The organism is Microcoleus sp. A2-C3, assembly GCF_036706065.1.
Classification (GTDB): Bacteria; Cyanobacteriota; Cyanobacteriia; order Cyanobacteriales; family Microcoleaceae; genus Microcoleus.
In genome coordinates, this window is the sequence record NZ_JAUBVX010000001.1 from 128,195 (window position 1) to 140,353 (window position 12,159).

The 12,159-nt window shown below is 44.3% G+C and carries 13 protein-coding genes; 8 read left to right on the top strand and 5 right to left on the bottom strand.

Annotated features, from left to right (window positions below; all coding sequences use genetic code 11):
• The first annotated feature begins 11 nt into the window (after window positions 1–11).
• Window positions 12–383 (top strand): response regulator, encoded by a 372-nt coding sequence (locus QUB66_RS00445; RefSeq protein ID WP_265235293.1) that lies wholly within the window; start codon window positions 12–14, stop codon window positions 381–383.
• Entirely contained in the window at window positions 380–1,513 is a 1,134-nt protein-coding gene (locus QUB66_RS00450; RefSeq protein WP_332965765.1) for a hybrid sensor histidine kinase/response regulator, read from the top strand. The genes QUB66_RS00445 and QUB66_RS00450 overlap by 4 nt, the downstream gene beginning before the upstream one ends.
• Window positions 1,514–1,924: 411 nt before the next feature.
• Here QUB66_RS00450 and QUB66_RS00455 read toward each other — a convergent pair whose 3' ends face one another.
• Complete coding sequence (locus tag QUB66_RS00455; RefSeq protein ID WP_332965767.1) at window positions 1,925–2,776, bottom strand: DALR anticodon-binding domain-containing protein; 852 nt, start codon at window positions 2,774–2,776, stop codon at window positions 1,925–1,927.
• Window positions 2,777–3,133: 357 nt separating this feature from the next.
• Between QUB66_RS00455 and QUB66_RS00460 the strand changes: the two genes are divergently transcribed.
• The 5 genes from QUB66_RS00460 to QUB66_RS00480 all read left to right on the top strand — a co-directional run bounded on the left by QUB66_RS00460 (window position 3,134) and on the right by QUB66_RS00480 (window position 8,059).
• Complete coding sequence (locus tag QUB66_RS00460) at window positions 3,134–3,979, top strand: Crp/Fnr family transcriptional regulator (protein ID WP_442923271.1); 846 nt, start codon at window positions 3,134–3,136, stop codon at window positions 3,977–3,979.
• Between the two features lie 232 nt (window positions 3,980–4,211).
• A complete protein-coding gene (locus tag QUB66_RS00465; RefSeq protein ID WP_332965845.1) occupies window positions 4,212–4,880 on the top strand; it encodes an HAD-IB family phosphatase in 669 nt (222 codons plus the stop codon).
• A gap of 238 nt (window positions 4,881–5,118) precedes the next feature.
• Window positions 5,119–5,748, top strand: a complete 630-nt coding sequence (gene mtnB, locus QUB66_RS00470) for a methylthioribulose 1-phosphate dehydratase (RefSeq protein WP_265235319.1) — start codon at window positions 5,119–5,121, stop codon at window positions 5,746–5,748.
• A gap of 258 nt (window positions 5,749–6,006) precedes the next feature.
• Window positions 6,007–7,041: a patatin-like phospholipase family protein gene (locus QUB66_RS00475; protein ID WP_265235298.1), complete on the top strand. Its 1,035-nt coding sequence runs from the start codon at window positions 6,007–6,009 to the stop codon at window positions 7,039–7,041.
• A gap of 208 nt (window positions 7,042–7,249) precedes the next feature.
• Window positions 7,250–8,059 (top strand): MlaE family lipid ABC transporter permease subunit, encoded by an 810-nt coding sequence (locus QUB66_RS00480; RefSeq protein WP_265235299.1) that lies wholly within the window; start codon window positions 7,250–7,252, stop codon window positions 8,057–8,059.
• Between the two features lie 137 nt (window positions 8,060–8,196).
• Here the strand turns inward: QUB66_RS00480 and QUB66_RS00485 are convergent, their stop codons facing one another.
• Window positions 8,197–9,675, bottom strand: a complete 1,479-nt coding sequence (locus tag QUB66_RS00485) for an SGNH/GDSL hydrolase family protein (protein ID WP_332965768.1) — start codon at window positions 9,673–9,675, stop codon at window positions 8,197–8,199.
• Between the two features lie 344 nt (window positions 9,676–10,019).
• Here QUB66_RS00485 and QUB66_RS00490 point away from each other — a divergent pair, with 344 nt between their 5' ends.
• The gene (locus tag QUB66_RS00490) at window positions 10,020–10,364 is read left to right on the top strand and encodes a Dethiobiotin synthetase (protein WP_265235301.1); all 345 of its coding nucleotides are present in this window, start codon (window positions 10,020–10,022) and stop codon (window positions 10,362–10,364) included.
• 47 nt (window positions 10,365–10,411) lie between these two features.
• On the opposite strand, the gene QUB66_RS00495 is transcribed toward QUB66_RS00490, so the two are convergent.
• From QUB66_RS00495 to QUB66_RS00505, 3 genes are all read right to left on the bottom strand, one after another.
• Entirely contained in the window at window positions 10,412–10,609 is a 198-nt protein-coding gene (locus QUB66_RS00495) for a hypothetical protein (RefSeq protein WP_265235302.1), read from the bottom strand.
• 177 nt (window positions 10,610–10,786) lie between these two features.
• Window positions 10,787–11,200, bottom strand: a complete 414-nt coding sequence (locus QUB66_RS00500) for a hypothetical protein (protein ID WP_265235303.1) — start codon at window positions 11,198–11,200, stop codon at window positions 10,787–10,789.
• 326 nt (window positions 11,201–11,526) lie between these two features.
• Window positions 11,527–12,057: a hypothetical protein gene (locus QUB66_RS00505; RefSeq protein ID WP_265235304.1), complete on the bottom strand. Its 531-nt coding sequence runs from the start codon at window positions 12,055–12,057 to the stop codon at window positions 11,527–11,529.
• Window positions 12,058–12,159 lie beyond the last annotated feature (102 nt).

Consider the following 12,159-nt stretch of genomic DNA (forward strand, 5'->3'; position numbering starts at 1 on the left):
GAAGCTGATAGATGACTGACAACTCAATAATTTTAGCCGTAGACCGCAATCACCGAAACTTGGAACTCCTAGCACAATTTCTCAACAAAGAAGGATACCAAATGATCGCGGCTTATAGTTTTGAAGAGGTTGCAAAAGCTATCAGTGAGCCTGCTAGGATCGGGATGGCTTTAGTAGATATTTCTGGTTTTGACCGCCAGATTTGGCACTGTTGCGAACAACTGCGAAATCACCAAATCCCTTTTCTGATACTCTCGCCCAGACAAAGCGCTGCCATTCAGCACGAAAGCCTCTGCCACGGTGCTCGGAATATGTTGGTAAAACCTTTGATCGTTAGAGATTTGCTATCCATTGTTCACAGCTTGCTAGGAGAACCTGTGTGAGTCAAATTTTATTGCTTGTCGAACAGAAAGAAAATCGCCGCCTGTTATTAGAATGGCTAGCAGTTTACTATGAGGTGTTGCTGCCAAACTCAGGAGAAAATAGTGAGAAATTTTTACCATTTAATCAATCTTTTGACCTGGCTATAATTGATGGTCTTGCCCTGAAACGCCACTGGCAATGGGTTGCAGCCCAAAAACAGGCAGAACACCCGGTATGCTTGCCTTTTCTTTTGATTACATCCCGCTCGGATGTAGGGATGGCAACGCAATTTATTTGGCAAAGTATTGACGATTTGATTATCGCTCCGATCGAGAAGATAGAATTGCAAGCGCGGGTGGAGATTTTGCTGCGATCGCGCCAGTTGTCTTTAACTCTCAAATTGTCTCACGACCAACTCGATCGCACTTTGCAAACAGCCCAAGAACTCAACGAGATGAAAACCTCTTTGCTGTACATGATTGCCCACGACGTTCGCAATCCTTTGAATTTCATCATCGGCACTACACAAGTTCTTACCCAGTACAAATCGAAATTAACAGATGAGAAAACACAAGAAATGCTAGACAAAACTCAAGCAGCCGCAAAAGGCATCGATCAGTTATTGGAGGACGTTCTGCTGCTAGGCCGTGTTGAGTCAGGAAAAACCGGGTTTTGCTTGCTACCGCTTGACTTAGCAACGTTTTGTAATGAATTGGTAGAGGAATTTCAGAGCAGCCTAAAGTTGAAACCTCAAACTGAGCCGGTAACGCTGATTTTTGTGAATCACAGTCCATCGGCGATGGCGTGTTTGGAGGTAAGCTTGCTCCGGCGCATTCTGGGCAATTTGCTGTCAAATGCTATTAAGTATTCTCCCCCAAATACCCAAGTAATTTTTGAATTAAAAGTTACTGAAACTGAGGCTATTTTTTCGGTACAGGATGCAGGAATTGGCATACCTTTAGCCGAGCAAAAACGGCTGTTTGATTCGTTTTACCGCGCTACAAATGTCGGTCGAATTCCCGGTACTGGACTGGGGCTGAGCATTGTTAAAAAATGCGTGGACTTGCACGGTGGCGAAATTACATTGAGCAGTGAAGAAGGCGTCGGCAGTATATTTACGGTAACGCTGCCGATCGATCACAAAACCTAGAAAAAAGCAAATCTCGCCTGCAACGCCTTAAACTAGATGCAGGAATTATATTGGGATTTAAAGACGGGATTTTTGGCAGGGATGATAAATCGCTGGTTTCTCATTTTTATTACGGCATCGATGCAAGGCTTTTGATGGTTTTTTCCTGGGCAATTGCAGCGAAAATTTATCATGCTCGATCCGATCGCACCGCTGGCGGAAAATCCACACTATTTTAAAGTGCATCGCGCTGCTGCTATTTCTCTGCCCAAGAGTAACGGGTTCTCGCGATTTGTTGGAAATTCGTTTAAGCTAGCAAAAATAACTCATTTATCACGGCAATTTCAAGAACTAAACTTGTCCGAAACCAGCGCCAAAATACAGTAAAATACTTTATTTTGTGTTCGTTATTACTTTTTTAGACTGACTAATTCAAAGTTCTAAAGGAGCAATAGCGTTAAACAAATTTTCTAGGATAAATCGCAGCAAAGATTGAGTTGCTAATATTAAACCTAATCGAGCTTGGGCTAGTTTTGGCTGTTCTATTTTAACTTCTCCCCAAATTCGGCACTGGCTGTAAAAAATCTGAAATGCTTCGCTCAAACTATTGGCTAATTTGAAATAATTGACAGGTTGTTCGCGGTTTTTCACGTCAAAAGTAGGATATAAATTGTCTAGCACTGTTAACAGTTGGGATATTAAACGGCGTTCTGCTGGATGCACTAACCGCAGTCGATCGCCCTCGTCAATCCAAGGGATAGGATTTGGACTCGCTAGGAACCAAATTTGCGGCGCTGTAGTGACATCGGGCTGTGCGATCGCAATTATGCGATCGCGATCGGCCATTCGCAACAGGGAACAACAGCGCGCGTGGCTGTACTGAATCGGAAACAGTCGATCGGCACACACAACAGGAGATAAGATCCGATATTCTGGAACTGGGAGCGGAATTTGAGCTAAACGCTGCAACCAGACGGCTAAACCGGCATCCGTCAACTCTAGTTCAATCATTCCATCCCGTGCGACTTTAACGGCGAAATCCGGGTAACAAAACGGTTGGAGAGTTTCGGCCAACTGTGTGGCGATCGCCTGCGGTGTCTGCTGCCAAGGTTTAGTCAATTTCAGGGCAATCGCAGACAGGTACAGCACTCGCGCGCTATTTTTACCCCGATTTAACGGAATTTCGGTCATTGTCCCCTGCTGGGCGATCGCCCTGTGGAACCTTAAGAGCAAGAAACACTTCACTGTAACTTCTGGGTAGTGCGAGATATTTGCTGTATCCATTATCGGCCGATCCTGCGGTAAAAGTGCCTAGAGACTGTTACCACTTGTGCTGTCCTTGTACGTTAAACTGCTTATGTCAGAGATAGTCGATCGGCTTATTCCGGTGGCGCTACATCGAATTAATCCACTTTCTAGCGATTTTTGGGCGAAATATACAATAATTCACGATCGACTCATTGCTGAATTCTACCATTTTCATGTATTTTTTGCTACATTAAAATTTTGGGTAAAACTGAGAAGAGTCAGCACAGTTAAGAAGCGTGTCAGCTCGATCGGGGGTTGGTTGTCTCACTTAGTATCGCAATGCAGGCCAAAGCTGTTTTTCTCACTAACTAAATATATCCCAGAGCCTCACTTATGCAATCAACTTCCACACATCCAGAAACGATCGATCGACCTTTTATCACCTGGCAGCGAATTATCGACTGGGCCCAGGAACACTACCGCTGCCGGACTTTTAGCAAAGACGAGAAGATTCCAGCCAGACCCGGACTGCTCTATTTAGTCCAGAAAGGTTCTGTGCGGCTCGTAGGCAGCGCTCAGGTTAGCGCCGCTTCAAAATCGTCGAAATCCTCTGACAAAACTACAGAAGAAGCTTTTTTGGGTTTCGTCGGTGCCGGTCAGCCCTTTGAACTGGTTGCTCAGTCTCCCTTTACGCTCCAAGCTTATGCCCACGCCGATAACACTCACGTAGTGTGGATGTACTGGCACGATTTGGATAATTGGCCTCACTTTCGTCGGGAAATTTTGGATGCGTTTCGCTACCAGCACCAGCGAAAACTGCTCTGGCTAAGCACTTTGGGACAGCGCCGGACGATCGACAGATTGCTGGGTTTTCTCACTTTGTTGATCGAAGAGTTCGGCGAACCCTACGTAGGTGAGGGATCACCGGATGTGGTTCGGGGCTACCGATTACCTTGGACATTGACTCACGCTCAAATTGGTAGCGCCATCGGCTCAACACGGGTGACGGTGACGCGGCTGATGGGTAAGTTGCGATCGAAAGGTTTAATTAATACTGAAGATGACAATTTAATCTGTTTGCCGACTAAGGCTACTCCCCAAAAGACCAAAAACCAAAAGCAGGATGTAGCAGGATTCCTGGAAGATTCCCTCAAAGATTCCCTCGAAGATGATCTCGAAGATGATCTCGAAGATGATCTCGAAGATAATCTCGAAGATGATCTCGAAGAATCTGCATAAAATCCTGCGGGTGATTCCCCACAAACAGCGCATCGCTATTAAATCAATCGCCAAAATGGTTGGGAAGTTCTTAATTGCTGAAGCATAAGCGGTCGATTGTTGCTCTCCTAGATAACTAACTAAAGCTTTCTTCCCTCTTCCTTCTTCCTTCTTCCTCGTTCCTTCTTCCTTCTTCCCTCTTCCTTCTTCCTTCTTCCTTCTTCCTTCTTCCTTCTTCAAGGTACTAATGACAATGACCGATGACAAGCAAAAATCTCCAATCCCGAACAATCAGCAACGGGTGGTATTCTGCGACTTTGACGGCACGATAACTGTTGAAGAAACTTTTGTAGCAATGCTCAAGCATTTTGCACCGGAATTGTCATCTCAACTAATGCCGGAAATACACGCAAGAAGGCTGAGTTTGCGATCGGGAGTGCGGCAGTTACTAGAGTCTATTCCCTCGGAATGTTATGGGGAAATTGTAGATTTTTCTAGGGGAAAGTTGATGCGGCCGGGATTGGTGGAATTGCTGGATTTTTTGGACGAGCAAAAGGTGGATTTTGCGATCGTTTCCGGTGGCCTGCGGATTATGGTAGAGACGGTGATGGGTGATTTGGTACACCGGGCGATCGCCATTTATGCTGTGGATGTAGACGCTAGTGGGCCTCACTTACGAGTCAATTCTGAGTTTGAAGGAGATGCGGAATTGGTGTCTAAGGTGCGGGTGATGAGCCTGCACCCATCCCAGGAACAGGTGGCGATCGGAGATTCTCTGACGGATTTTAACATGGCTTTGCAGGCGAATTCGGTGTTTGCGCGCGATCGGCTAGCCGAGTATCTAGACGAACAGCAAAAGCCGTATACTAAATGGGATAATTTTTTTGACGTGTTGGAAACTTTATCCCAGAAATGGAATTGAAACTTAACTAGGAATTGCGCAAAAATCGCACTAAGCAGCCTATAGCGGTTCTCAAAAAAGTGAGGAGAGCCTCATGCCCTATGCCCCATGCCCTATGCCCTATGCTGGAAGCGTACCTGATCTTTCTGAGAAAGGCTATATATGTACTTGTAAGGTGCATAAGCACCCTACGTTTAAAACGGCTAGCGCAATTCCTATCAACGTCAAAAATAGATCAAAATCTGAGGATTTGCAGAGAATGAGTGGCGATTTGAGATCGGATTTAATTGCAGCAGCCAAACATTTTTACGATCGCGGTTGGATGGCTGGGACTGCTGGTAATCTTTCAGCCCGCTTACCAGACGGCAGTTTTTGGATTACTGCTAGTGGGCGTCAGAAAGGGCAGTTAACTGCTTCAGATTTTATCAGAATGAGCTTAGACGGCGTTATTGTTGAGCAACCTGTTCCCGACAGCCGCCCTTCCGCCGAAACCAGCATTCATGTAGCCGTTTACAATTGTTTTCCAGACGCGAAAGCTTGCTATCACGTACACTCAATCGAGGCAAATTTAGTTTCTCGGCTAGTAGCAGGCGATGCAGTGCCTTTACCTGCGATCGAAATGCTCAAAGGTTTGGGGGTGTGGGAGGAAAACCCGCAGGTGGCGATACCCCTATTTACAAATTATTTAGAAGTCCCTAAAATAGCCAAGGAAATTTGTGAATATTTTGCGGTTTCATCGCCCTCTGTACCCGCTTTGTTAATTCGCGATCACGGCATCACAGTTTGGGCAGACTCCCCAGCCGCCGCCTACAATTACGTAGAAATTGTAGAATACATTTTTCGCTACACCCTCGCAGCCCGCCAATTAAATTTAGATTTGAAATGTTAGATTTGAAATCTGGACATTCCAGGATGCAAAACCTAATTATGTTGAGTTCCATTCACACCGCACCTTACCGCTATTACTATGCAATACTTGGGACAATTTTTGATGGCTAACCGTATAATAATGGTTGCAAAATGATTCGGCAATCGAGTTACTTTCCGGTAAATCTAGGGTTTCAGACTACGAACTAAAAACTGTCCTGACTATGGACTATGTAGACTGTATAAAACGAGCAAACATCAAGAATAGATAATAAAAATTATGGCTAAATATACCAGAATTCTATCCATAGATGGAGGCGGAATTAGAGGGATTATCCCCGCGCAAGTTGGAGTTAGCCTTGAGACCAAGCTACAACAGAAAAGCGGCAACCCAAATGCGAGAATAGCTGACTATTTTGATTTAATTGCCGGCACGAGTGCCGGAGGAATTTTAACCTGCATCTATTTGTGTCCCGATACCGAAAATCCCAGCAGACCTCGGTGGACGGCTCAAGACGCTGTTAATTTTTCCATCAAGAGCGGTCGCGAGGTTTTTAAGAGTTCATTTTGGCAAAAACTCAAATCTATCGACGGTTTGATAGATGAGAAATATCCGAGCGATGCCTTAGAAAAATTCTTTTTGGAACATTTCAAAGATTGCCAACTCAGCCAACTGCTGAAACCTTGTTTAATTACCAGTTACGATATCGAAAGAAGAAAAGCTAACTTCTTCAATCAAATAGATGCTAAAAAATATCCAGAAGCAGACTATTTTATCAGAGATATCACCAGAGCCACATCTGCCGCTCCCTCTTACTTTGAATCTCCCAAAATCTACTCTCTGACAAACGAATCCTACGCTTTAATTGATGGGGGAGTATTCGCAAACAATCCAGCACTTTGTGCCTATGCTGAAGTCAGAAATAAATTAAAAATTCCCGACGAACGCCCAGAGAGAGGCCCCACAGCAAAAGATATGGTAATCTTATCGCTGGGGACGGGACAAGCTCAGAAAAAATTCCCCTACGAAGAAGTAAAAAACTGGGGTCAAGTTGAGTGGGTTGAGCCTTTGATTAATATCATGATGACCGGAGTTTCAGAAACTATAAATTATCAAATGCTCCAAATTTATGATGCGGTTGAAAGACCAAATCAATATTTGAGAATTAGTCCAGATTTGAGCCACGAACAACCGCTGCCGATTGATGATGCTTCGGAAAAGAAGATATCGGAACTGGTGAGAATTGGCAAGGAGCAAGCCGAAAAGTATAACGAACGGTTGGATGAGTTGATCGACTTGTTGCTTGCCGAGTAGTTAGTCATATTGTAGGGTGGGTTGGGCGCGGCGATTAAGTTAAGTAACCAATAAATAAATCTCAAACCGCGCCTAACCCACCAATCGCTCCCTCTGGCAGACTGAAAATATATGTTGACAAATCGTGCAATAATTGCTGTACAATTGCCGAAAATCTCTATGTGGCAATGCTTCGTCCTGTTTGCAATTAATCGCGAGCCGTCAGTAATTGGTTAAAAAACACCAAAAGCGCGATCGACATTTAGATGAAACCTTGAATAACAGGTGGTTTCAGCGGTTTTTAGTGACGCTGTTCCTGGGCGGCCAAGTGCTGCTGCGCGTCCTGCAAGGCAAAATTGACCGCCGCAAAATCATGGAACATTTAGTCACCGTAGGCCTGGATTCTTTGCGCTCCGTGCTGCTAATAGCCTTTTTTGCGGGCATGATTTTCACCGTTCAATCGGCCAGAGAATTGATTCGGTTTGGGGCGGTTGGGGCGGTGGGAGGTGCTTTTGCTCTGGCATTTTGCCGCGAATTAGCACCAGTTTTAACGGCGGGCGTGGTGGCGGGACAAGTAGGTTCGGCTTTTGCTGCGGAGATTGGAGAAATGCAGGTGACGGAACAAATAGATGCCCTGTATATGTTGAGAACAAATCCAGTTGATTATTTAGTAGTGCCGAGGGTGATAGCTTGCTGCATCATGCTGCCGATTTTAACAATTTTTGCGGTGGCGGTGGGGATTTTGGGCGGGCTGTTTGTGGCGGTTAATTTTTATGAGTTGGAACCGTCGGTATTTTTGGAATCGGTGCGGACTTTTTTGGGGCCTTGGGATTTAGTAACTGTGGCGATTAAGAGTTTTATTTTTGGGTTGATTATTGCCCTCGTCGGTTGCGGTTGGGGGTTGACTACCACGGGCGGAGGAAAAGGTGTAGGCCAAGCTGCAACGGCGGCGGTTGTGACTTCTTGGGTGTTTATTTTTGTGGCAGATTTCTTTTTATCGCTGTTGATGTTTCATGAGTTGGGAATTACTAGAAGTTGAGGTTAATTGATTTTAGATTTTAGATTAGACAAGATTACCAAAATAATTAGGACGACGCTTTGAGCATCGTCCGAAAATTTGATTCAAAGGGCTTTTGCAATTCAAGTCTATTTTATTGCAATCTTGTCTATTTGAGATTAAACAGAGGGTTTCGGCTCAGGAATATAAGGAGGGCGATAAACTCTAATTTCCTGAATTGGAACTTTGCTGTCTGTTTCGGGAATGATTTCGAGAATGTGTTTGGAATTGCTTAAATTCTGAGCCAATGTTGTAGGATATTCTAGGCTTGAATCTACAATCTTTGGCGGAATGTATGAATCAACAAACATCGGTTTAACCTGCCAAGTAATCTCAAAACCTTTCGGAGTCAGCTTTTTAGAGTATTCATAGGCATTTTGCAGCCACCAGTTTTTCGGTTCAATCACGACGCGGCCAGATTTTGAAACAAACATTTCGTCGTTTGTACCGCTGCCGTCGTAACCTGTTTTAGAACCGATCACGTCAAATTTAAACTTGGTAGCATCGCTGTTAATCTCAGTGATTATCGCTTTCCAATCTTCGATGATTAGGGGTTTTTGGCTGGATATTTGGAGAATTGCGGGCCAAGCGACGCCCAGACTAGCGCTGGGTCTGGTGATACTGTAAAGTTCGGGAAATTCTGAGGGTTTTTTGCCGTCGATCGCAATTTTAGCAGAAATTGCCTTGCCGTTGAAGGTTTTATCAGCGATCGCATCTATCCGATTTCCTTCAAACTCCAAAACCAACTTACCATCTTGCCACTTAACATCAGTGCCAACTCTATAGGTTTTGACTAAATCCTGCGACGCTGCTTGAGGAGAGTTTGGGTTGTATCGCAGGTGCGGTTTAATCAAAGCAGCCAAGAGGAAATTTCCCCAATCATTGAGGTGAATGCTGTCACTCAATAGCTGTTTGGGCTGCAATCGATTGTCTTTTAAATATCTGCGCCAAGGTGCGCGAATTTCTGCGATTTCGCAGCCGTATTTATCTGCCAACTCAGGCAGCCATTTAGTTGAATGAGTGTTGTGCCATTCATATCCTTTGACTTCATCTGGATTATCGCTCTTGTTACCTGCGGGCAACCAGTTTATGTGGTCTGAATGCAAGAGTATTTCGCTAGCAGTGCGGCTGCGGACATTGGCAATTATCGCTTCGTAATCTTCATCGCCTCCGTAGACGTGAAAAATTAGCAAATCTGGATAAAAAGGATACAAATCGTGTGCGCTGGGACGGATTAAAATCGGCGCTGCAAATCCTCCGATTGCCCGATTTTCCACTATCAAATCTGCATAGGGAAATCGCTGTTTCAAATCCTTTGCTACATCTTGCCACCAATCTTGCTGAGTGATGGATTGACCGTAAAATAAGATGCGTACTTTTCGGCGTTGTGTGGGAGTGCTGGTTGCAAGTAACCCCATCGTCCGTTGAATTCTGGCTCCCAAATTAGCATTATTTGCAATAGGAGCGGGTGGGGGAAATGGGGTGGCGACTGCTGTTTTTTTAAGAATCGGAACTAACAGGAAGCTCAAACATAATAAAAGTAGCCACCAGTATCTATAAATCTGGGATTTTAGGCTGTTACCGTGCCGTTTTGCCATTGTTTTATGTTTCGGTTCTCTAAAAATTATCCCTAACTAAGCTGTGGAGCATTTAAATTGCATATTCGGGACGCTGCTCAAAGCCCATCCCACAAGAATTTTATTGATTTTTGACACACAATTTAAATGTAGAACAGCTTACCAAAAGTATCTCTAGCGTTCACATTGTAAACCTTTCGATAGCTTGTACGCTACATGGTGCGGTTCAGGAATAGCTTGCGGTTGTACAGTGCGCGCCTTACGAGTTGCTTTTTTATTCTTGATTCTGTTATATTAACAATATAGTGCGACAAAAGATGATATAATTCTGGCTGATTAATTGCAAAAGATCGATCGCACGTCAAATGGATTACAAAACAGCCCGCAGTTTTCTGATCGACCAAGGAACAGCCCTGGACACCAAGAAAAATCCCGACGCCTTCCTGATGCGCCTCAAACAAGGCCAGCCGCCCGTACCGGGACAGGTGACATCGATTTTATTAGCTTTAAAAATATTGTTTGAAGGGCTGCAAGAATCTCCAATGCTCGATCGCCAATTAATCTCGGCACTGCATTTACTCTCAGTCGAGAGTTTGCTACAATTTGAAGCAGGACTTCGCAGAGGAGTTTCTTGGCCGCCACTGCTCAAAGAAGACTTAACTAGAATTGCGATCGCAGTCAAGAATATCTTTTCCGGCGTCTGGCAATAGTTTAGCTGAGTCAACTCCCGACGTTTAACAAGAAAAATTGTCAAACTCTACTCGCGAAAGCTTTCTAGGGATGCCAAAAGAGCCGGAAGTCCCGCCAGCGAGGCGGACACTAAAGCCTCATCTTTGTAAACTCGCGATCGGGTAATGCCAATAGTTTTAGCAGCCGAGGTTGTAGAGCCTCGCATCTCCCTATTACTGGTTTCGACTATCCCTAAATTTCTGGTTTCTCGCTTCAAACCCAACATAGCAGTATCCTCAATTTATCCGTAGGGTTGCGCCGCCAAATTTTTCGGGGCTTGCTCAATACTTCTATTATTACTCAGATTGGCAAAAGATATGAAACGATGAAATAATTATTCACGATTGGTAGGGATCAAGTTAAACTGCATCATAACTCTTGTCAAGCTCCATAACAACTCTTATTAATTTTTTACAGAAAGTGTTTGTTTGAGCCGATCGCCCGCAGCGACACAGACACCAGCAACTAAAAAGGCGATCGTGCCTACAACCGCCGTGTTAACAACAGGAATAGCCCAAGGTTCTGCAAACATAACTGAGTACAAACTCATCTCCAGCGAAAAACCGCCAAAATAAATCCCCACGCCCAACCCTCCCTGCTGCGGTGGCACCAGAGACAAAGCAAAAGGAACCATACCGTTAGCCACCAAACTATAACTAAAAATTACAGCCAAAACAGTTACTGCTACCATCACAATCCCCTGACTGAAAGCCACCGCTAACAGCAAAACAGCAGTTGCCGCCAATCCGCCCAAAAGCGCCCGCTGATTCCCCGCACGGGTGGCAATTTTCCCAGCAAGGAAAGCAGCAAAAGCCAAAATAATAGCAAATAAATCCCGTCATTAACAATTTAAGATCGGCGCCCGCGATTCAGAATGGGGGCGAGATTTATTTGCAGCAGTTCGTTCAGTTGTCAATACTGGGAAGCTTCCCAAGCTGAGTTTTCCAACTCTTCGTCAGAAATATCAGGGATAAGTACGAGCACTTCTCCGATACCGACAGGAAAACCATTGAGTTTGCTCAAGCCATCGATTACGGTAGCTAGGAGGGATAACTCTATCTGGTGCAGATTTTTTGCTTTTTCGATCAGTTGGTAGTCCGCGTTAATCTGCGTGCATCTGCGGTTTCAATACTCCATCATCGCCTACTGCCCGATCGCTACAGCATCGATATTTCCAGCAGAAAAAGCCGGACGAATAAACTCATCCTTCTCCTCGGCTGTGATGAAACCCTTATCTACCGCTAGCTGCATCACTTCAGTCAGAAACCCTCTGAGGGTATCTAATACTTGAGCGCGATCGCACTCAAACTGCTTTTCCCAGCATGAATATCCAAACTTTCTCAATGTGCAGCTAATCTGATTGTCGATGGGTACTAACGTAATAGCGAAGGAACTTTCAGGAAAAGTTATTACTATTTTTTGACCTTGTGATAGCTTAAAAATTTCCTTGGGAAAGTAATTGTCAATCATCATACAAATATCTGGGTCTAAAAATACCTGTCTTTTCTCATCACCTATTTCAATTAAAACTTTATGGTTGTATTCAAAACAGAAACGCCACCATCCCATTTCAAAATGAGAAAGTTCTCCTAATGGATCTTCTGGAGCAATTCCCCAATCTTCTTCTAAGAAAAGTTCTGTTAATCTAATATCGAATTTTTGACTACTATTCATGGCGACTACTCCTATTTAATTAGGACAAAATTGAACAATCTACAGGATAACCATAAACCACAGACACGATCTTAAAAAAGTAGTAAGTTGGGCGAAGTGAAA